21 protein-coding genes, 1 tRNA gene and 1 pseudogene are annotated in these 20354 nt (G+C 65.1%); 15 read left to right on the top strand and 8 right to left on the bottom strand.

Annotated features, from left to right (window positions below; genetic code table 11):
• Positions 1-244 precede the first annotated feature (244 nt).
• The 7 genes from GGQ99_RS21120 to GGQ99_RS21090 all read left to right on the top strand — a co-directional run bounded on the left by GGQ99_RS21120 (position 245) and on the right by GGQ99_RS21090 (position 4704).
• Positions 245-1231: an ABC transporter permease gene (locus GGQ99_RS21120; RefSeq protein WP_183264074.1), complete on the top strand. Its 987-nt coding sequence runs from the start codon at positions 245-247 to the stop codon at positions 1229-1231.
• Positions 1228-2055, top strand: a complete 828-nt coding sequence (locus GGQ99_RS21115; RefSeq protein WP_183264073.1) for an ABC transporter permease — start codon at positions 1228-1230, stop codon at positions 2053-2055. The genes GGQ99_RS21120 and GGQ99_RS21115 overlap by 4 nt, the downstream gene beginning before the upstream one ends.
• On the top strand, positions 2052-2828 hold the full coding sequence (locus GGQ99_RS21110; RefSeq protein WP_183264072.1) for an ABC transporter ATP-binding protein: 777 nt from the start codon (positions 2052-2054) through the stop codon (positions 2826-2828). Before GGQ99_RS21115 ends, GGQ99_RS21110 begins: the two co-directional genes overlap by 4 nt.
• Entirely contained in the window at positions 2825-3613 is a 789-nt protein-coding gene (locus GGQ99_RS21105; protein WP_183264071.1) for an ATP-binding cassette domain-containing protein, read from the top strand. Before GGQ99_RS21110 ends, GGQ99_RS21105 begins: the two co-directional genes overlap by 4 nt.
• On the top strand, positions 3610-4113 hold the full coding sequence (locus GGQ99_RS21100) for an L-2-amino-thiazoline-4-carboxylic acid hydrolase (RefSeq protein ID WP_183264070.1): 504 nt from the start codon (positions 3610-3612) through the stop codon (positions 4111-4113). The genes GGQ99_RS21105 and GGQ99_RS21100 overlap by 4 nt, the downstream gene beginning before the upstream one ends.
• Positions 4114-4229: 116 nt before the next feature.
• Entirely contained in the window at positions 4230-4418 is a 189-nt protein-coding gene (locus GGQ99_RS21095; protein ID WP_108609423.1) for a YegP family protein, read from the top strand.
• A 31-nt stretch (positions 4419-4449) separates the two neighbouring features.
• The gene (locus GGQ99_RS21090) at positions 4450-4704 is read left to right on the top strand and encodes a GlsB/YeaQ/YmgE family stress response membrane protein (RefSeq protein ID WP_108609422.1); all 255 of its coding nucleotides are present in this window, start codon (positions 4450-4452) and stop codon (positions 4702-4704) included.
• A 260-nt stretch (positions 4705-4964) separates the two neighbouring features.
• On the opposite strand, the gene GGQ99_RS21085 is transcribed toward GGQ99_RS21090, so the two are convergent.
• Positions 4965-5114, bottom strand: a complete 150-nt coding sequence (locus tag GGQ99_RS21085; protein ID WP_183264069.1) for a hypothetical protein — start codon at positions 5112-5114, stop codon at positions 4965-4967.
• Between the two features lie 259 nt (positions 5115-5373).
• Positions 5374-5502 carry a hypothetical protein gene (locus GGQ99_RS26320; protein WP_256371646.1) on the bottom strand — a complete coding sequence of 43 codons (129 nt, stop codon included), beginning with the start codon at positions 5500-5502 and terminating at the stop codon, positions 5374-5376.
• Positions 5503-5526: 24 nt separating this feature from the next.
• Between GGQ99_RS26320 and GGQ99_RS21080 the strand changes: the two genes are divergently transcribed.
• Entirely contained in the window at positions 5527-6465 is a 939-nt protein-coding gene (locus tag GGQ99_RS21080; protein WP_159091732.1) for a helix-turn-helix transcriptional regulator, read from the top strand.
• 732 nt (positions 6466-7197) lie between these two features.
• On the opposite strand, the gene GGQ99_RS21075 is transcribed toward GGQ99_RS21080, so the two are convergent.
• Complete coding sequence (locus GGQ99_RS21075) at positions 7198-7431, bottom strand: hypothetical protein (protein WP_183264068.1); 234 nt, start codon at positions 7429-7431, stop codon at positions 7198-7200.
• 274 nt (positions 7432-7705) lie between these two features.
• On the opposite strand from GGQ99_RS21075, the gene GGQ99_RS21070 reads away from it, so the two are divergent.
• From GGQ99_RS21070 to GGQ99_RS21060, 3 genes and pseudogenes are all read left to right on the top strand, one after another.
• Entirely contained in the window at positions 7706-8062 is a 357-nt protein-coding gene (locus GGQ99_RS21070) for a cupin domain-containing protein (RefSeq protein WP_108609419.1), read from the top strand.
• A 181-nt stretch (positions 8063-8243) separates the two neighbouring features.
• A pseudogene (locus tag GGQ99_RS21065) lies at positions 8244-8541 on the top strand (DUF6428 family protein); the annotation flags it as partial.
• A gap of 195 nt (positions 8542-8736) precedes the next feature.
• Positions 8737-9654 (top strand): DMT family transporter, encoded by a 918-nt coding sequence (locus tag GGQ99_RS21060; RefSeq protein WP_183264066.1) that lies wholly within the window; start codon positions 8737-8739, stop codon positions 9652-9654.
• A 237-nt stretch (positions 9655-9891) separates the two neighbouring features.
• On the opposite strand, the gene GGQ99_RS21055 is transcribed toward GGQ99_RS21060, so the two are convergent.
• Positions 9892-9967, bottom strand: a tRNA-Thr gene (locus GGQ99_RS21055).
• Positions 9968-10129: 162 nt separating this feature from the next.
• Positions 10130-11137 (bottom strand): NAD(P)H-dependent flavin oxidoreductase, encoded by a 1008-nt coding sequence (locus GGQ99_RS21050; RefSeq protein ID WP_183264065.1) that lies wholly within the window; start codon positions 11135-11137, stop codon positions 10130-10132.
• A gap of 177 nt (positions 11138-11314) precedes the next feature.
• Between GGQ99_RS21050 and GGQ99_RS21045 the strand changes: the two genes are divergently transcribed.
• Positions 11315-12406, top strand: a complete 1092-nt coding sequence (locus tag GGQ99_RS21045) for a hypothetical protein (protein ID WP_183264064.1) — start codon at positions 11315-11317, stop codon at positions 12404-12406.
• A gap of 14 nt (positions 12407-12420) precedes the next feature.
• On the opposite strand, the gene GGQ99_RS21040 is transcribed toward GGQ99_RS21045, so the two are convergent.
• Positions 12421-14142 (bottom strand): cisplatin damage response ATP-dependent DNA ligase, encoded by a 1722-nt coding sequence (locus tag GGQ99_RS21040; RefSeq protein WP_183264063.1) that lies wholly within the window; start codon positions 14140-14142, stop codon positions 12421-12423.
• A 253-nt stretch (positions 14143-14395) separates the two neighbouring features.
• A complete protein-coding gene (locus tag GGQ99_RS21035; protein ID WP_108609379.1) occupies positions 14396-15406 on the bottom strand; it encodes a ligase-associated DNA damage response exonuclease in 1011 nt (336 codons plus the stop codon).
• A gap of 84 nt (positions 15407-15490) precedes the next feature.
• On the opposite strand from GGQ99_RS21035, the gene GGQ99_RS21030 reads away from it, so the two are divergent.
• The gene (locus GGQ99_RS21030; protein WP_183264062.1) at positions 15491-16402 is read left to right on the top strand and encodes a class I SAM-dependent methyltransferase; all 912 of its coding nucleotides are present in this window, start codon (positions 15491-15493) and stop codon (positions 16400-16402) included.
• On the opposite strand, the gene GGQ99_RS21025 is transcribed toward GGQ99_RS21030, so the two are convergent.
• The gene (locus GGQ99_RS21025) at positions 16399-16566 is read right to left on the bottom strand and encodes a hypothetical protein (RefSeq protein ID WP_183264061.1); all 168 of its coding nucleotides are present in this window, start codon (positions 16564-16566) and stop codon (positions 16399-16401) included. The genes GGQ99_RS21030 and GGQ99_RS21025 overlap by 4 nt on opposite strands.
• A 406-nt stretch (positions 16567-16972) precedes the next feature.
• Here GGQ99_RS21025 and GGQ99_RS21020 point away from each other — a divergent pair, with 406 nt between their 5' ends.
• Together GGQ99_RS21020 and pdeM are read left to right on the top strand one after the other, a co-directional pair.
• Entirely contained in the window at positions 16973-19585 is a 2613-nt protein-coding gene (locus GGQ99_RS21020; protein ID WP_183264060.1) for a ligase-associated DNA damage response DEXH box helicase, read from the top strand.
• Positions 19582-20295, top strand: coding sequence for a ligase-associated DNA damage response endonuclease PdeM (pdeM, locus tag GGQ99_RS21015; RefSeq protein WP_183264059.1), 714 nt, complete (start codon positions 19582-19584; stop codon positions 20293-20295). The genes GGQ99_RS21020 and pdeM overlap by 4 nt, the downstream gene beginning before the upstream one ends.
• Positions 20296-20354: the final 59 nt, after the last annotated feature.

Below are 20354 nucleotides of genomic sequence, written 5' to 3'. Positions count from 1 at the left end.
GAGCATGCCCCTGGAAGTCGCAGTGCCTCAATTCACCCCCACCCCTGACCCCTCCCCACAAGGGGGAGGGGGACTGGCGGTTGCGCGCTTTTCAATTGGGTGGGTGTTTGTCTTGGCCGACCAGGCGGAATCAGAATTCCCCTCCTCCTTGAGGGGTGGGGGTGGGGGTGGGGGTAATTCTTCCACTCCGCTAACCCACACCCGGCCCTACGGGCCACCCTCCCCACAAGGGGGAGGGTAGGTCATGAACCGCGCATTGCGCCTTCTCCGGCGCCGGTTGATTGGCAGCATCCCGGTGCTGCTGATCGTGATCGTCGGTTCCTTCCTTTTGCTCGAGGCCGCCCCCGGCGACGCGGTCGACGCCTATGTCGCCTCCGTCGGCGGCGACGCCGGCATGATCGAGGCGTTGCGCCAGAGCTGGGGGCTCGATGCTTCGCCGATGACGCGCCTTGCCGCCTATCTCTGGGCGCTGTTGCATCTCGACCTCGGCCATTCGGTCGCTTTTTCCAGGCCGGTGCTGGATGTCGTGCTGGAGCGGCTGCCCAACACGCTGCTGCTGATGGGGGCGGCAACTGCATTGTCCTTCGCACTTGGAACAGCGCTTGGCATCCTTGCCGGCGCGCGGCCGGGCAGCGCCCGCGACCGGCTGCTGTCGATCGGTTCTCTGGCGCTCTATGCCGTGCCGGGATTCTGGCTGGCGCTGGTGCTGACCATCGTCTTTTCGGTCGAGCTGCGCTGGCTGCCTTTGTCGGGCATGGAGACCATCGCGTCCGGCAAGACGGGTTTTGCCCGCGCGCTCGACATTGCCCGGCATATGGTGCTGCCGGTGACGAGCCTCGGCCTGATCTATCTGGCGCTGTACTTGCGCATGATGCGCGCTGGCATGGCCGAGGTCTGGCGCATGGACTTTACCCTCGCCGCGCGCGCCAGGGGGATCGGCCGGCGCCGCATCGTGCTGCGCCATGTCGCCCGCAATGCGCTGCTGCCGCTGGTCACCATGCTCGGCCTGCAGTCGGCCCAGATGTTGGGCGGTAGCGTGGTCATCGAAAGCGTGTTTTCGGTGCCGGGCCTAGGCCGGCTGGCGCAGGAGGCGGTGGGGTCGCGCGACACGCCGCTTCTGATCGGCATTATCCTTGTCAGCGCCGTGCTCGTAATCGTCATCAACCTGCTCGTCGACATCGCCTATGCCGCGCTCGACCCGCGCGTCGGCGCCAACGAGGCGAACGCATGAGCCTGCGCCGCCTGTTCCGTTCGCCCGAGGCCGTCGCCGGTTTCGTCATCCTCGGCCTGCTTGGCGCGATGGCGCTGACGGCGCCCTTGCTGTTTCCCGGCGACCCGCTGGCCATCGCCGGCCAGCCCCTGCTGCGGCCTTTCCAGGACTGGGCGCTGCCGCTCGGCACCGACAGGCTCGGCCGCGACGTGCTGGCCGGGCTGTTCCACGGCGCGCGCACCTCGCTGGCCGTCGGCCTTGCCGCCGCCGCTGCATCGATCCTCGTCGGCAGCGTCGTCGGCACGGTGGCCGGTTTTGCCGGCGGGCTGGTCGACGAGGTGCTGATGCGCATCACCGACGCCTTCCAGACGGTGCCGGGCTTCCTCTTGTCGCTGGCACTCGTCAGCGTCGTCGGGCCTTCACTTTCGGTGGTGGTGGCGGCGATCGCGCTCAGCGCCTGGACCGGGCCGGCGCGTATCGCCCGCGCCGAAGTGCTGTCGATCCGCGAGCGCGACTATGTCGCCTCGGCGCGGGTCATCGGCATGCATCCCATCGAGATCGCCTTCCGCGAGGTGCTGCCCAATGCGCTGCCGCCGGTGCTGGCGCTATCCTCGGTCATCGTGGCGGCGGCGATCCTGACGGAGGCGGCACTGTCCTTCCTCGGCCTCGGCGATCCCAATCGCGTCACCTGGGGCGGCATGATCGCGGAGGGCAGGGCGGTGCTGCGCTCGGCGCCCTTCCTTTCGGTCATACCCGGCATCGCCTTGGTTTTCTCAGTGCTCGGCGTCTACCTCGCCGGCGAGGGCGTGGTCGAAAGCACCGCGGCGCGGGAGGGGCAGGCATGAGCCCGCTGCTTTCGCTGCGTGGACTGGGCGTGCGCTACAGCGGCGCCACAGCGGCGGCGCTCGAAGGCGTCGACCTTGACCTGGCCCCCGGCGAACGGCTGGCCGTCATCGGCGAGAGCGGTTCGGGCAAGAGCACGCTGGCACGGGCCATTGCCGGCCTGCTGCCGCAAACGGCGACGCTGGAAGGAACAATCGCGTGGCCGGGTCTCGACCATCCGGCGCGCAATGGTCGCGACATCGGTTTCGTCTTCCAGGACCCGGGGTCGAGCCTCGACCCTGTCATGTCGGTCGGTAAGCAGGTGGCCGAGGTGGCGCATGCCAATCTCGATATGGACTGGCGCGCGGCAATGCGGCTGGCAGTCGAGTTGCTCGACCGGGTGAGGCTGCCCGAGCCTTCGGTACTGGCGCATGCCTATCCGCACCAGCTTTCCGGCGGGCAGAAGCAGCGCGTGGCGATTGCCGCGGCCATCGCAGCGCGGCCGCGGCTGCTGATCGCAGACGAGGCGACGAGCGCGCTCGACACCATCGTCCAGGCCGAGATCGTGGCACTGATCCGCGAACTGGTGGCCGAGGACGGCATGGCGTTGATCTTCGTCAGCCACGACATCGCGCTCGCCGCCAGCTTTGCCGAACGCATCGCCGTGTTCCGCCACGGCCGCATGGTCGAGCTGGCGCCGACTGTCGAACTGGTCGCCCAACCCAGGAGCGACTACAGCCGCGCGCTGCTTGCCGCGCATCTGGGGCTCGAGGCCCATTCTGGTGCTGGCATATGAGCGCGCTGCTCGAAGTCGACGGGCTGTCGAAACGCTACCGTCGCGGCGACAGGGATTTCGCCGCGCTCGACGGTGTTTCCTTCTCAATTGCAGCCGGCGAGACACTGGCGCTGGTGGGTCCCTCGGGGTCGGGCAAGTCGACGGTTGCTCGCATCCTGCTCAGGCTGGTCGAACCGGACGCCGGCAGCGTTCGGTTCGCCGGAGAAGACCTGCTCGTTCTGCGCGGTGCCGCGCTGCGCGCCGTCAGGCCGAAACTGCAGATGGTGTTCCAGGACCCGCTCGCCGCCTTCAACCCGCGCGCCACGGTGGCGCGCCTGCTCGACGATCCGCTGCGGATCCACGGCATCGCCGACCGAGCCACGCGCCCCAAGGCCATCGCTGCCCTGCTCGAGCGTGTCGGTCTGTCGGCAGAACTCGCCAGCCGCAGGGTCCACGAGATCTCGGGTGGGCAGCGCCAGCGCGTCGCCATTGCCCGGGCGATTGCCACAAGGCCACGGCTGATCGTGCTCGACGAGGCCGTGGCGTCGCTCGACGTGCTGGTGCGCGGCGATATCCTGCGCCTGCTTGGGGAACTGCAGGCGGAGGAGGGCATCGCCTATCTCTTCATCTCGCATGACCTGGGTGCTGTCAGGGCGATCGCCCACCGCATCGCCATCATGGATGGCGGACGCATCGTCGAACAGGGCGAGGCGAAAGCGGTGATCGCCGCACCCGCCTCCGCCACTGGCCGGGCGCTGGTGGCCGCCACGCCGGAGCTGCCGACTATCAAGGAGACTGTTTCGTGACCGAACTTGCGATACGTGCGGAAAAGCTCGCCGCGGAACTCGACTCCGCCTTCCGCAACCGCGCCGACCTCTACCGGCTGATGCTGGAGGAGCTGTCAGCCGAGCTGGGCGAGGTGAAGGCCGAGGAAGTGCTGGTGCGGGCGATAGAACGGCGCGGCCGCGAGGTGGCCGAGGTGGCGTTCGCGCAGTTCGGGCCGAACGACGCGCGCGCTATCGGCGAGGCTTTCCTAGCCGTCAGCCCCGATGACGGACGCATGTACCCGACCGATGTCGAGCGCAGCGACAGCCACATCGCCTTCAAGGTCAAGCGCTGTCCGCTGAAGGACGCGTGGGTGGCGGCAGACGTCGGCGACGACAGGCTGGCGACGCTGTGCCGGATCGCTGGCGCTTTCGACCGTGGCCTGTTCGAGGCGACCGGCGTGCGCTTCGACAATGTCACCTGGACGCCCGGCCACGGCACGGGCTGCTGCCACATCTGCCTGACCGACAGGGACGCCTGACACGCCTGCAGCGTGTCGGCACAGCGCCCTTGCAACCGCGATGGACTTTCGCCGCCAGCCTGTGCGACGATTCGTCAGCGGCGTGAGTCGCGAACCGGTAATTACGAGGAAATGCGATGTATAAGTTCGAGGTCTACAAGGACAAGGGCGGCGAGTTTCGCTTCCGCTTCAGGGCTTCCAATGGCGAGGTCATGTTCAGCTCCGAAGGCTACGCGGCCAAGGCGTCGGCGCTGAAGGCGATCGAGTCGATCAAGAAGAATACACCGGGCGCTGCCGTCGAAGACCAGACCACTGCCGTAGCCTGACCTGCAAACGGCACAAACCAGGAGAGATCACATGGGTATCGAAAGCCTGCTCGTCTTCCTTATCGTCGGTGCCGTCGCCGGCTGGCTCGCCGGCCAGTTGGTCAAGGGCTACGGTTTCGGCCTGATCGGCAATATCGTGGTTGGCATCGTCGGCGCGCTGATTGCCGGCTGGCTGTTTCCGGCCATCGGCATCAGCCTGGGGGCCGGCATCATCGCCGCCATCCTCCATGCGACCATTGGTGCTGTGATCCTGCTCGTGCTGCTGAGACTGGTGAAATCAGCCTAGCGCCGAGCGCGTACAAATCCGCAGGCCCGGGCAATGTCCGGGTCTGCGCGCAATAGGCGGCAATTGCAAAGCTCAAGGCGACCGCGATCTTGCGCCGTCGACATGTTCGCGACGAAGAGGCGGCGCGCCGCGTGCGACCCACCAGCCATTAGTAGCCGAGTTGCCAAAGCACCGCGCTCACTGTGCCGAATGCCACGGCGACATAGAACCAATCCGACCAGTCCATAGCGGCAAGCGGGGCATTCCCGCTCCTCGTGCGGTTAGGGCAGCAGCAATATGGCCAGCATGAAATCCGCCGCCGCTGCGTTGAGAAGCGTTGCCGCAACGGCGATCATGACCGCCGCCGCGAAGAAGTATTCGAAGCTGTTTTGATCTTCTCTCGGTTGGCGCGGCTGCAACGGCGTCGGCATGATGTGGGGCTCCTGAACGCTGCCTCACGATTCAATTCCCGAAACGAAGGACAGTTCCATGGACGGCAGAAAGATCCGTCCGCGTGCAGCGCCGGCATCGGCTGGAAGAAAATGCCGGCGGGAGCATCTGGGTATTCATCGCGGCCAGGGCAAATCGAGTCCGAACACGCACCGCAGCTGTCTCGATTTCCTGCGACGTATTGATGTATGTATTGGAAAATAGAACTCGCGCCTGTTCTGCATGCCCATGCGAATTGACTTAGCCAAACTGGATCGTGCGCTCGACGGAACTCTCGAAGCTGCCGTCGACCCTTCCTTGTGGCCGCGCATTCTCGACCAGGTGGCCGAAGCTACGGGCGCCTTCGGGGTCAACATCGTGCCGTTGCATGGCTGTTTCCCCGGTGGGGTGGTCATGACTGACAGCCTCCAGCCAGCCCTCGAGGGCTACTTTGATGGCGGCTGGAACAAGAGGGAGTGGCGTCTTCGCGCATTGCCGTTGCTGGCCTTGCAGGGAACCGTTCTGGAACAGCACTACACCACCAGCGAAGATTTCAAGAAGCAGGAATATTATCGCGCCCAGTCGAAATACGGCATTGGCCGCACCTGCATCATAGGCCTCTCCAACCCCAGCGACCTGGTCTGCTTCACCTTGCACCGGCGCCTGGACGAGGACCCGTTCGACGTAGAGGACGAGCGGATTTTCCGCGCCATGCGGGACCGGTTGATGGTCTCCGCCTCCATCATGTGGAACATTGCCAGCCAGAAAATCGACGGCATGCTGGAAGCCTTCCAGATGGCCAGGATGGGAGCGGTGTTTTTCAACCGCTTTGGGAGAGTAACGGCCACGAACGCTGCCGCAAGCGCAAGCCTCGGGCGCGAATTGCAGATTTCGCAAGGTGAACTCCGTTCGCGGACACATGCCGAAACCGTCCTGATCAAGACGCGCATGAATGCCGTGCTGACGGAAAGATGGCTGGACCCTAGCCTCGCCAAGCCGGTCGTGATCCAGAGGGATGCCGCGCGGCCGATCCTGCTGCGTATCCAGCGTCTCGGCGGCAACCTTCTCGACATCTTCTCGCACTCGGTTGGCGTTTGCCTGATCGAAGACCTCGATCAATCGAAGATATCGGAACCCGAAAATGTGGCCGAAACATTCGGCCTGACCAAGTCCCAGGCGATGCTGGCCTCGATGCTGGCCGATGGCATGTCGCTTCGCGAAGCCGCCGAATTGCGGTCGGTCAGCTATGAGACGGCGCGATCGCATCTCCGCTCCATTTTTGCCAAGACCGGCACCGGGCGCCAATCGGAACTTGTCGCCCTGATCGCCCGCCTGCGGCAGACTGCGTCCTGAGTTCACCCCGCTATGGCAGCCAGGCCTTGCGGCGGCCGCCCTGTCGCTATGCGTTCCGCGTGGTGATTGGCGGGTGATGCAGCTTGAATGAACGCGGATACAAGCGGCTTGCGCTGCCGTTTCTGAGTTCGGGAACCGAAGCCTCACAGCTACGTTCCTGTTGACGGAGCGACCCAACACCCCCGCCCGCCATCGCTCCGACATAGGGGCCTGCCGGTACCACCGGCGGGCCCTTGGCATTTCCGCCTGAGCTCCGGCATATCCGCCGGCTCACATGCAGGGCAGCAATATGGCGGATACGCCCCATCTTTGCCCCGCCTTTGCGTGGGTTCTGTCTCGCGGGTCCCGGCCGCCGGTCAGACGAACATCATGATGGCGATGCCGCCGACCGCCACTAGGACGAGCCCGGCAACCAGCATCGGCAGAAGGGAGCTTTCTTGATTGGCGTCAGGCACGAGCATTTCTCCGGTTGGGCTGCCGGCAGTATGACCCAACGTCTTGCGTCTTCTTTGCGCTAGCGCAAACAAGATGCCCGCGGTTGCCTCGATGCGGCAAACGTCGCAGCCATGCTTGGCCTTGCTTCGCCGGAGACAGAGACAGCCGGCCAGCAAACGAAAAGGCCCGCGCCGAATGGGGAAGCAGCGCGGGCGAGGTTGCATCAAGTGCAAACAGAGGGTGTTGCACCCGACCGAAAGACCATAGCAAGTCCGGCGGTGGCTTCTTTGCGCTGGGTCAAACTGCCAGCTGCATCCATGGAATGCCGCCATTGCCGACATCGGGCGCGTGCTTGCGCAGACCTTGGCCGCCTAATTCCGTCACAGCAATGTCTGCGACCGATTCTGCGCCATCAGGACGCGCATGGGCCGCGTGCTTGTCGATTGTCCAGTTTTCTCGGGGGAAGCGGTTGCCGCTTAGGTGGTTCGAAAGATCGCCGGCCTCGTCTGCGATCGGTGCGGCGCAAAGCATAAGGAGTTGCTTCGCCTGATCGGTCGAGCGCGTGGCCAGCCTGTCGCGCGCGTTCCCTGGATGACAGCTTGGCTCTTGGATCTTCCGCTTTCCCCACCAGCCCAGGCGCGATTGCCAGCGTCTGCTGGATCTCGATCGCCGCCGCAAGTGCCGGGACTTGCGCCTCTCCTCGGCGGCGCAAGACCTTCAAGAAAATTAAATGGTAGGAAACTAAGTTGCCTGTCAATGATACATCGGCTATTGAGAAGCGTCTGATAAATGGGAGTTCTTTACCATGGCACACAACACTGTCCTCAAGTTCGGCAAAGTGGAAAATGCCGACGTCAACGATCTGCCGGGATGGGTGGTGGTCGAAGGAAAGCCGACGATGAAGACCGCCGTCCAGCACAAGACCAAGGACGGCAAGGTTCTGTCGGGAACATGGCAAGCGACCCCGGGCACCTACCACGCAAGCTACACAGATTACGAATTCGTCCACATGATCTCGGGCCGTATCGTCATCACTCCAGACGGCGGCGAGCCTGTCGAGGTTGGGCCGGGCGACGCGTTTGTCGTGGAAGCGGATTTCAAGGGCACTTGGAAGATCATCGAGCCAGTGACGAAACACTTCGTCGTCACTGTCGGATCGTAAGTGCGCAACGGCGCATTCGCCTGAGACAGGCGTACCATTGCACCCGTAGAGATCGGCCTGCAATAAGGCCCCGGTGGAAAGCCGGGGCCACCCATCAAGCGTCCCTGGCGCGGGCTCTATGCCCTGAACTGCTTGCCCTTGAGCCTGAGTGGTTCCTGCGTTTCGCCCCTCGACACCGAACGAGGACGAGCGGACCCGCATGCCCGCCGGAAAGTTCTCGGCCATCATACGCAAGGTCAGCGAACACGTGGCGCTCGATCCCACTGCCAAGCTGACCTTTGAGGCAAGCGACGGCATCGCGCCGATGCAGCTTCACCAGGCATCGATGCCGCTCGTCCAGGGAGGTGATGTGCATGTGCAGCTGTCCGCCCGGGGCGGCGAGCTGCAAGCCGCGAGACCGTTGGCTGGTCGAACAGGCTAAGGCCACCGCTGCCTGCTGCGGCCCCGCGAAAGGCGATGGCCAGCCGTGCTGTAGCTAGGCGGAAAACCCGACAGGTTGATGGCCCCTGCCGCAGGTGCTAACAATCGAAGATCTTGCATGATGGGTTAGAGACGGATGGCTAGGCCTCCAAGAAGACCCGGTTACGACCATTGCGACGCGGAGAACTGCGCCGGGCGCTAGCCCGTTCGCTGCATCCACCGCTTTTCCGTAACCGCTTCTGGAGTCCACTGAGATGCGCCATTCGCCGCGCTTTCCTCCTGCTGTCCTGCTGGTTGCTGCATGTGCCCTGTGGGGTGCTGCAACCGTCCTGAACAAGGCACTGCTTGCGTCAATCAACCCGGTTACGCTGCTGGTCGTCCAGCTTGCGCCGAGTGCCTTGTTCCTGTGGGCCGCCGTTCTTGCAACAGCCTGTCCTGCTCCCGCGAAGTCATATTGGCTTCCGCTGATCGCTCTCGGCGTACTCAACCCCGGCATTTCCTACACGCTCAACTTGATGGGCCTTGCCAGCGTGTCGGCGAGCGTCGCGACGCTGTTGTGGGCCGCCGAGCCGCTGATGATACTTGGCCTGGCTGCGCTGGTTCTCGGAGAGAAAGTCACCTGGCGGCTGCTCCTGGTAATGCTGCTCGGCGGTTTGGGGGTTGGTTTGGTGGCCAACGTCTACGGCGGTCTCGGAGACGTAACTGCTCCCCAGGGAATACTCTTGCTGCTGGGAGCGGTCCTCTGTTGTGCTGTCTACACCGTGTTTTCACGAAAGCTGGTCGAAAGCGTCGACCCAGTGTTCACCGTGGCCCTGCAGCAGACGGCTGGGCTAGGTTGGGCTGTTGCTCTGCTGCTCGTCCGCACCCCATTCGGTTCGGTGGACGACTTCCAGACTATCCCTCCAGGCATCCTCGCAACGGCAGCAGTATCCGGCCTTCTATACTATGCCGCCGCATATTGGCTTTACATCGCCGCTCTCCGCTCGGTCCCGGCAGCAGTCGCTGGCAGCTATTTCAACGTGATTCCCATATTCGGAGTTGGGCTTGCCTATGTGTTTCTTGGTGAAACGCTGACACCCATTCAATGGATGGGAGCGAGCGCAATCCTGGCATCGACCTACGTGCTGGTGCGGCTCACCAATGGCATGGGATCTGAGCGTTCGGCGGAATGACCGCTCGCCGCTTCCCGTACCCCGACGGCATGTATGTCCCTTGTGAACAGGGCGCCACACGCTGCGCCCACGACGTTGGCGCGGACCTTGCGTCGACATAATGACGGCACGTCGATATGGAGCAAGCGGCGACAATTCGAACGCCGTGACGCCCCGGCCGCATTTTCAATGCAGGATGCTTCACGTCGCAGGATGCTTCACGTCGTGAAAAAACAGTGCGTGTTTCAACTGGATGGCTGGTGCCGCTTAGGTGACTCGAACACCTGACCCCATCATTACGAATGATGTGCTCTACCAACTGAGCTAAAGCGGCTTCCAGGCTACGCGATCCCGGAGGCTCGCGCGACGTGAGTGCCTGATAACTTCATTGCGCGCCGATTTCAAGCGGCCTTTGAAGGGATTTGACAAGTGGCGAATGGACGCCGCCTGCCTTCATGCACGGACCCGGGCGCCGCGGCGGCGCAGGACGCCCGTCTCAGGCGCAGATGCGGGCCTTGGCGGCGGCGTATTCGCTGGCGAGGCGCGTGACGAGTTCGGCCGTGGGCACGACCTTGTCGACGGCGCCGGTACCCTGGCCGCAACCCCAGATGTCCTTCCAGGCCTTGTATTTGTTGTCGCCTTCGAAATCCATCTGCGTCGGGTCGGAGACGGCGAGATTGTCGGGGTCCATGCCGGCGGCGCGCACCGAGCCCTTGAGGTAGTTGCCGTGGATGCCGGTGAACAGGTTGGAGTAGACGATGTCGGCGGCCTTGGATTCGACGATCATCTGCTTGTAGGCGTCATTGGCGCGGGCCTCTTCGGTGGCGATGAAGGGCGAGCCGATATAGGCGAGGTCAGCACCCATGGCCTGGGCGGCGAGCACGGCACCGCCATTGGCGATGGCGCCCGACAACAGCAGCGGCCCGTCGAACCACTGGCGGATTTCCTGGATCAGCGCAAACGGCGACAGCGTCCCGGCATGGCCGCCGGCGCCCGCTGCGACCGCGATCAGGCCGTCGGCGCCCATCTTGATCGCCTTGCGGGCATGGCGGTCGTGGATGATGTCGTGCAGCACGATGCCGCCATAGGAATGGACGGCCTGGTTGACCTCCTCGACCGCGCCGAGCGACGATATGACGATCGGCACGCGGTATTTGACGCAGAGCCTGAGATCGTGCTCGAGGCGCTTGTTGGACTTGTGGACGATCTGGTTGACGGCGAAGGGGGCTGCCGGGCGGTCGGGATTGGCGGCGTCGTGGGCGGCGAGATCCTCGGTGATCTGGGCCAGCCACTCGTCGAGCTGTGCCTCGGGCCTGGCGTTCAGCGCGGGGAACGAGCCGACGATGCCGGCCTTGCACTGCGCCAGCACCAGCGGCGGATGCGAGATGATGAACAGCGGCGCGCCGACGACCGGGACGCGCAGGTTCTTCTTGAGGATTTCAGGCAGCGCCACGCTTGTCTCTCCCGGCTCTTTGTTTTGACGTTTCCGTAAACGTAACTTCATATAGCAGATCGGGCGCTCCGGACAATGCACCGACTTCGACGGTTGCTGCACGCGTTTTGCCGGTCCGGAGGCACATTGCATCCAGTTTTGGCTGACAAAACGCTTTCCGTGCCGTTGATTGATGCCGCCTCTGTCGCTAACCATCTGGCAACACAGGCGCGTTGCGAGGAATATCGGTTGGATTCGATCGAAAAGGCGATCCGGAACGCTTTCGAAAAGGGCGATCCCGAGAACCGCGAATTTCGCGAAAAGGTTTACCGCGCGGCCTTCGCCGCGCTCGATCGTGCGCTCAAGACCAATCCTGCCATGACGGTCGAGGTGGCGATCAACCGCCGCAAGTCGCTGCAGGCCACGATCACCGAGATCGAATCGGAGTTCATGCCGGCTGCCCCGGCGGTTTCGGCCGGCGCAGCCGGTGCGACCCCGGTTCCGGAAGTGTCGCTCAACGGCAATGGCGCTGCGAAGGCGCCTTCCGTATCGATCGGCAGCCCTGCAACAGGCGTGACACCCGTCGTGCCCGACATCATGCCCGATGCCACCTTGCCGGGCGGGCCGCCGGTCGAGATCACCGAAAAGCGCAGCAGGGCCGAAAGGCGCGCGGCGGATCGCGCGGCCCGGCGCGCCGAAAGGCAACGGCCTTTCGCGGCGATGTTCTTGGCAGTGACGCTGCTTGCCATGGGCGGCATAGGCGCCTGGTGGGCGGTGCAGACCGACCAGTTCAAGTCGGCCGAAGAGATCGATACCTCGGTGCGTAACCCGCCCAAGACGCTCGAGAGCGAAGATTTTTCGCCGGACGGCGGGCCGGCACGGCCGGGCGAGGCCGACCAGGCCCGCAACTGGATCACCGTGTTCACGCCGACCGATCCCACCGATGTCAGCGCGCCGAGCGGCACCTCGGCGGAAGTCGCCAAGGACGACACCGGCAGCTTCCTGCGCATCCGCTCGGGCAACACCGGCTCGGCCGTCAGCTTCGACGTCGGCCAGGGCGTGCTCGAACAGATCGCCGGCAAGCATGCGGTGTTCGACATCGTCGCCCGCGCCGAGGACGGCAAGGAAACGCAGATGGCCGTCGACTGCAATTTCGGCGAACTCGGCGATTGCGGCCGCAAGCGCTACATCGTCGGCTATCAGCGCGGCGAGTATCTGTTCGAGATGGACGTGCCCGACAAGGAGCCGGGCGCGGCCGGAACCATCGCCATCAACTCGGACCTCGCCAAGGAAGGCAAGGCGGTCGACATCTACGAGATCAGGGTGTCTGTCACCGAGTAGATCGCCATCGAGAGTCAGTCGAGCAGCGCCTGCAGCGTTTCGATGCGGTCGGCTTCCGCCGGCGGCTTGTCCCAGCGCAGGCGCGAGATCCTGGGAAAACGCATGGCAACGCCCGACTTGTGGCGCGTCGAGCGGTTGAGCCCCTCGAAGGCGACTTCCAGCACCAGCCCGTTCGACTTGTCGGCGCGCACCGAGCGCACCGGGCCGAAGCGCTCGATGGTGTTGTCGCGGACGAACTTGTCGATCTGCCTGAGTTCCTCGTCGGTGAAGCCGAAATAGGCCTTGCCCACTGGCACCAGTTCCTCCTGGCCTTCCGCCCCCGACCAGACGCCGAATGTATAGTCGGAGTAGAAGCTCGAGCGCTTGCCGTGGCCGCGCTGGGCATACATCAACACGGCGTCGACCGTGTGCGGATCGCGCTTCCACTTGAACCACGGACCCTTGGGGCGGCCGGCGAGGTAGGCCGAATCCAGGCGTTTCAGCATCACGCCCTCGATGATCGGGTGCGGCGGTGCGCTGCGCATGCCTTCGAGCTGCTGCCAGCTTTCGAAGGCGATGATCGGCGACAGGTCGAAGCGGTCGGGGTCCAGCGTGGCGATGAAGGTTTCGAGCCGCGCGCGGCGCTCGGTGAAGGCGAGACCGCGCAGGTCTTCGCCGTTCAGCTGGAGCAGATCGTAGCAGCGCACGAAAGCAGGGTAGCGGTCCTGCATCTTGGCCGAGACGGTCTTGCGGTTGAGCCGCTGCTGCAGGTCGGAGAAGGTGCCGGTCGCCTCGCGGGGCACGCCGACCAGCAATTCGCCGTCGAGTGCCGCATCGAAATCCATCGACGCGACCACGTCGGGGAAGGCGCCGGAGACGTCGTCGCCGGTGCGCGAATAGAGCCGGCGGATGCCGCCCTCCGAAACCGCCTGGACGCGGATGCCATCCCATTTCCACTCGGCGGCGTAGTCGGCCGGCGCGAGCTTTTCGAGATCGCCGTCACTGAGCGGGTTGGACAGCATCACCGGGCGGAATGGCGCCTTGGCAGCCTGTTCCGGCTTCGGTGCCTTGCCTTCCAGCCAGGCGAACAGTTCGGCATAGGGCGGTGTCAGCCCGTGCCACAACTCCTCGATCTCGGCGACGTCGACGGGGCCAAGGTCGGCCAGCGCCTGCTTGGCAAGCCGTGCCGAGACGCCGATGCGCAATCCGCCGGTGACCAGCTTGATGATGGCGAAGCGGGCGGATGTTTCCGCCTGGTCGAGCAGGCGGGCAAGCACGGCCGGCCCGTCGGAGCGGCTGGCCGATTGGAGGGCGGCGACGACATCGGCCAATGTTTGCGGCTTGGGTTTGGGGTCGTGCTCCTGGCTACCCCCACCCCTTACCCCTCCCCACAAGGGGGAGGGGGATTCTGAGGCGTCGACGTTCCCCTCCCCCTTGTGGGGAGGGGTAAGGGGTGGGGGTGTCACAGGCGATGCGTTGCGGCTCGGCTCTGGCCAGACCAGCGAGACTGTTTCGGCGAGGTCGCCGACATAGTCATAGGAATAGCCGAACAGCACGGGATCCATGCGCTCGGAAACCAGCTGTCGCAGCATCGCTGGCTTGACCGAGGCGATGTCGAGATCGCCGGTGAGTGCGGCGAGCGCCAGCCCGCGGTCGGGATCCTCGACCGCGCGGAAATGGTCGGTGATGAGCTTGAGCTTGCCGTTGCGCGACGGCGTCAGCACCAGGCGGTCGAGCAGTTCGGCGAAGCGGTTCATGGGGCAGCCGACCTGGGCTGGGTGGGCGCTCTACGTTGCCCCCCTCTGTCCTGCCGGACATCTCCCCCACAAGGGGGGAGATTGGCCGTCATCTCGGCTTTCGCCAATCGCCATTGTTGCAGGACGAGGACCGGCGGTGGAACTGCCAATCTCCCCCCTTGTGGGGGAGATGTCCGGCAGGACAGAGGGGGGCGCTGTCCCGCAAGCCTTGCAGGCCAGCGGGAGGCGTGAAAGATCGCGCGGCTGGGCATCCTCAATCTCCCTCATCCTCGTAGCCGACGAGATGCAGCGGGCGCGCGGAAATCCCGTTGAGCTCGCACCAGCGCACCAGCGCTTCCTCGCGGCCGTGGGTGACCCAGACCTCGCCGGCGCCGGTTTCCTTGATCGTGTCGGTCAGCTCAATCCAGTCGGAATGGTCGGAGATGATCAGCGGCAGTTCGACGCCGCCCTGCTTGGCACGCTGGCGGATGCGCATCCAGCCGGAGGCGAAGCAGGCGAGCGGATCGGGAAAGCGCCGTGCCCAGCGGTCGGCGAAGGCCGACGACGGCGCAATGACGATGGCGCCGGCAAAGTCGCTTTTGTCGCCGTCCTCGACGGTCGCGGGCTGCAGCTCGCCAAGGTCGACGCCCTGGTGCTGGTAATATTCGCTGAGCCTGGCGATGGCGCCGTGGATGTAGATCGGCTTGTCGTAGCCCTGGTCGCGCAACAGGCGCATGACGCGCTGCGCCTTTCCCAGCGCATAGGCGCCGACGAGATGCGCGCGCTCGGGAAACTGCTGCACCGACTTCAGCAGCTTGCCGATCTCGTGTGCGGCATCGGGATGGCGGAACACCGGCAGCGCGAATGTGGCCTCTGATATGAACACATCGCAAGCCACCACCTCGAAGGCGGCACAGGTCGGGTCGCTGGCGCGCTTGTAGTCGCCCGAGGCGACGATGCGCAGGCCGTTGTGCTGGACCGATATCTGGGCCGAGCCCAGCACATGGCCGGCAGGGTGGAACGACACGGTGACATCGCCGACTTTGATCTTGTCGCCCAGCGCCATCGCCTGGGTGCTGCCGGCAAAGCCCGGTCCGCAGCGGATCGCCATGATGTCGAGCGTCTCGCGCGTTGCCAGCACCTTGGCATGGCCGGGCCGGGCATGGTCGGAATGGCCGTGGGTGATGAGCGCGCGCTCGACCGGGCGCACGGGGTCGATGTAGAAATCGCCGGGCGGGCAATAGAGCCCTTCGGGGCGCGGATGGAGCAGGTCGCGGGCACGCATCTTTGCAAGATAGGCATTTGCCGCTTGCGTGGAAGGCCGCTTTGGCAGTAATGCGCGCCACTCTCCTCATTCTGGATACCGCGCTTGACGCCGTTGCAGCTCTCTTCCAACGACCTGCTTGCCGACCGGCGGGCGGACTATGCCGAAATGCTGTTCGCCTCGGGCGACCACGCTGCTGCCGCCGAACTGATGCTCGGCGCGCTCGAACTGGCGCCGAACTGGGCGATGGGCTGGTTCCGCGCGGGCGAAATGCACGAGGCTGCTGGGCAGATGGAAGCCGCGGCCGAGGCCTGGCGCATGTCGCTGAAGCTCGAGCCGGCTGATAGGCCGGGCGCGGCGCTGAAGCTGCAACTGGTCGGTGCGGCTCCCGCTGCCGACAGCCCGCCCAGCGCTTTCGTCGAAATGCTGTTCGACCAGTATGCCGACAAGTTCGATCACGCCCTGGTCGAGACGCTGCACTACCGCGTGCCGGAACTGCTGACGGCGGCCATCGGTGCGACCGGGCGCAACGCGTTTGCGCATGCGGTCGATCTCGGCTGTGGCACCGGGCTGATGGGCGTCAAGCTGCGGCCGGTGGCGAAGCGCCTCGATGGCTACGACATCTCGGCCGAAATGCTGCGCAAGGCGCGCGACAAGGGCGTTTACGACCAGCTGATCAAGGCCGACCTGCAGGAACCGGAATTTGCGGGCGAGGCGGCAGACCTGGTCACCGCCGCTGACGTATTCATGTATCTCGGTGCGCTCGATAGAGTGTTTTCAAGCGTCATGAAGATGCTGGCGCCGGGCGGCATCTTTGCCTTTTCGGTCGAGCTCTTTTCGGGCGTCGAGCCGTTCGAGCTTCAGGACTCGCGCCGCTACGCCCATTCCGAAGCCTATGTGCACGGGCTGATCGCCGCTGCCGGCCTGAAGCTGGTTTCGCTGGAGCGCGCCGTGATCCGCCAGGACCGCCGCGAGCCGGTCGAGGGCCTGATCGTGGTGACGGAGTGGGCGGCCTAGCGCCCCTTCGGGCTGCCGAGCATGCCGCGCGAGCGTAGCGGCTTTTCGGCCGGCTTGGCCGTGATGCCCACCTGCTTCTGCACGATCTCCAGTTGCGCCTGAAGCTCGTGGACGAGCTTTTCGAGTTTGGCGATGCGGGCTTCGTGGGAGGCTGTGTCGATCATTCGGGCGGCTCTCAGTTTGGGCTGTCCATCTGATACCGCAGTGCTTGGGATGCAAGTCTGTTGCGTCGCGATCCTTCCCACCCCCCTCTGGCCTGCCGGCCATCTCCCCCGCAAGGGGGAGATCAGTCTCGTCGCCGGCAGTGCCCATCTCCTGAGAGGTTGCAAGGCGCAAACAGCTACGTTGGCGACTGGCTGCGGCGGCGATGAAGGCCTGATCTCCTCCCTTGAGGGGGAGATGGCCGGCAGGCCAGAGGGGGGCGCGAAGGAATGAGGCATTTCAAGCTGGTTGGTGCATGCGACGCCTGATCCCTTTTTGTTCCAGATTCCACTTGGCGTTCCAACGCGCCCGCGCTAGGTCTGGGGCGTGACGAGCCAAGCGCGACTGGAGCCGAATTCGACTGCCGCCATGTTGCCGGAACCATTCGTGCGATGGTTCGCCGAACGCGGCTGGTCGCCTCGTGCCCATCAGCTCGATTTGCTGGCCGCGGCCCAGCAGGGAAACTCGGTGCTGCTGATCGCTCCGACCGGTGCCGGCAAGACGCTGGCCGGTTTCCTGCCGGCGCTGACCGATCTCGCCATCAGGCCGAAGAAGCGGCCGGGCGCGGCCCATCGCGGCGTGCACACGCTCTACATCTCGCCGCTCAAGGCGCTGGCCGTCGACATCGAGCGCAATCTCGGCAAGCCGGTCGATGAAATGAGCCTGCCGATTTCGATGGAGACGCGCACCGGCGACACGCCGCAGCATAAGCGCACCCGCCAGAAGCTGTCGCCGCCCGACATATTGCTGACCACGCCCGAGCAACTGGCGCTGCTGATCGCCTCGCCAGATGCCGAGCGCTTCTTTTCCGACCTGCGCTACATCGTGCTCGACGAGCTGCACTCGCTGGTGACCTCCAAGCGCGGCCACCTTCTGTCGCTCGGGCTGGCACGGCTGCGTGCCTTCGTGCCCGACCTTCAGGCGATCGGCCTGTCAGCGACGGTGGCCGAACCGGACGAGCTGCGCCGCTGGTTGGTGAGGCAGGGCTCTTCACCCTCCCCCTTGTGGGGAGGGTCGCCCGAAGGGCGGGGTGGGGGTGACGGTCTCGCCTCTACCCCCACTCCGACGCTGCGCGTCGACCCTCCCCACAAGGGGGAGGGTACAAACAACATGGCTGAGCTGATCACGGTGTCGGGCGGCGCCAAGCCCGAGATATCGATCCTCGATTCCGAGGAACACGTGCCGTGGTCGGGGCATTCGGCGCGCTATGCCATTCCAGATGTCTATGAAGCGATCCGCAAGCACAGGACGACGCTGCTCTTCGTCAACACCCGCAGCCAGGCGGAGCTGCTGTTCCAGGAGCTGTGGCGGGTCAACGACGACAATTTGCCGATCGCACTACATCACGGCTCGCTCGATGTCGGTCAGCGCCGCAAGGTCGAGAAGGCGATGGCCGACAACGTGCTGAGCGCCGTCGTCGCCACCTCGACGCTCGACCTCGGCATCGACTGGGGCGATGTCGATCTCGTCATCCATGTCGGCGCGCCCAAGGGCGCGAGCCGGCTGGCCCAGCGCATCGGCCGCGCCAACCACCGGATGGACGAGCCGAGCCGGGCGATCCTGGTGCCGGCCAACCGCTTCGAGGTGCTGGAGTGCCGGGCAGCACTGGAGGCCAACTATCTCGGCGCGCAGGACACCCCGCCGCTGATCGAGGGCGCGCTCGACGTGCTGGCCCAGCATGTGCTGGGTTGCGCCTGCGGTGCAGCCTTCGACGCGGACGAACTCTATGACGAGGTGAGGGGGGCCGCGCCCTATACCGGGCTCGACCGCGAAAGCTTCGACCGCGTCGTCGACTTCGTCGCCACCGGCGGCTACGCGCTGCGCAGCTACGAGCGCTATGCGCGCATCCGCAAGACCAAGGACGGCAAGTGGCGGGTGTCGCATCCGCGCATCGCCCAGCAATACAGACTCAACGTCGGCACCATCATCGAGGCGCCGATGCTCAACGTCCGCTACACCCGCGCCAAGGGCAAGTCGGGGGCGGGTAGCGCCCAGTCGCTTGCCTTGCGCGGCGGGCCCGTGCTCGGCAAGATCGAGGAGTATTTCGTCGAGACGTTGTCGATCGGCGACATGTTCATCTTCGCCGGCAAGGTGCTGCGCTTCGAGGGCATCCGCGAAAACGAGTGCTACGTCTCCACGGGTGGTGGCGGCAACGTGTTGGTGCCGTCTTATGCCGGCGGCAAGTTCCCGCTCTCGACCTATCTCGCCGAGCAGGTGCGCGGCATGCTGGCCGACCCCGCGCGCTGGACGGCGCTGCCCGACCAGGTGTCGGACTGGCTGCGCATGCAGCAGATGAAGTCGATCCTGCCCAGGCGTGAGGACCTGCTGGTCGAGACCTTTCCGCGCGGCGAACGCTTCTACATGGTCGCCTACCCCTTCGAGGGCCGGCTGGCGCACCAGACGCTCGGCATGCTGTTGACGCGCCGTCTGGAGCGCATGGGCGCGCGACCGCTGGGTTTCGTCGCCACAGATTATTCGCTGGCGGTCTGGGCGCTGGGCGACCTCGGTCGCATGTTCAAGGCGAAGAAGCCGTCGCTGGCGGAACTGTTCGACGAGGACATGCTCGGCGATGACCTTGAGGCCTGGCTCGCCGACAGCTGGCTGCTCAAGCGCACATTCCGCAATTGCGCGGTCATAGCGGGCCTTATCGAGAGGCGCTTTCCCGGGCAGGAAAAGAACGGCCGGCAGGTGACGGTTTCGGCCGACCTCATTTACGACGTCTTGCGCAGCCATGAGCCCGATCACATCCTGCTCAAGGCGACGCGTGCGGATGCCGCCAGCGGGCTGCTCGATGTCAGGAGACTGGCGGAGATGCTCTCGCGCATCCGCGGCCGAATCGTCCATAAGATGCTCGACCAGATTTCCCCGCTGGCGGTGCCCGTCATGCTGGAAATTGGCCGGGAACCGGTCAATGGCGAGGCCAACGACACGCTGCTGATGGAGGCAGCCGACCTGATCGAAGAGGCGATGGGAAGCGCATGAACATAGCCGCGCGCGAACTGACCAGGGCCGGCTGCGAGGCGATCGCGGTGGCCGGCATGCGCGCCGCCTGTGACCAGCGCGGGGTGCTGCACTTCCCCGAACTCGATCTGCTCGTCGTCTCCGACCTGCATCTGGAGAAGGGCTCGTCCCATGCCCGCCGCGGCCGTCTGATCCCGCCCTACGACACGGCGGCGACGCTGTCGCGCCTTGCCGAGGTGGTCGAAGATTATCAGCCGCGCATCATCGTCAGCCTCGGCGACAGCTTCCATGACGGCGAGGGCGCCGCGCGTTTGCCCGAGCCGTTCCGCGTGAGCCTGATGGCGATGATGGCGGGGCGGAACTGGTTCTGGATCGCGGGTAACCACGATCCCGATGCACCGGCGGATTTGCCGGGCGAGACGGTCGAGGAACTGGCGGTCGGCGGGCTGGTGTTCCGCCACGAGCCGTCGAAGGGCCATGCCGAGGGCGAGATCGCGGGCCATCTGCATCCTTGCGCCAGGATCGTCCAGCGTGGCCGCTCGGTGCGCCGGCGCTGCTTTGCCAGCGACGGCGCGCGGCTGATCATGCCCGCCTTCGGCGCCTTCACCGGTTCGCTCAACGTGCTCGACCGGGCGTACAAGGGCATGTTCCGCGATGGTGCGCCCACCGCGTATATGATCGGCACGAGTCGCGTTTATCCGATTGCCGGGTCGTTACTGAGGCCGGGATGAGGCGAGACTGGCTGGAAAGGACGTCGAGTTCCTTCACGCCCCCCTCTGTCCTGCCGGAC

This window comes from Aminobacter niigataensis, from assembly GCF_014200015.1.
Classification (GTDB): Bacteria; Pseudomonadota; Alphaproteobacteria; order Rhizobiales; family Rhizobiaceae; genus Aminobacter; species Aminobacter niigataensis.
Note: the sequence above shows the minus strand (reverse complement) of the source record. Positions and strands in the feature narration are given on the sequence as shown.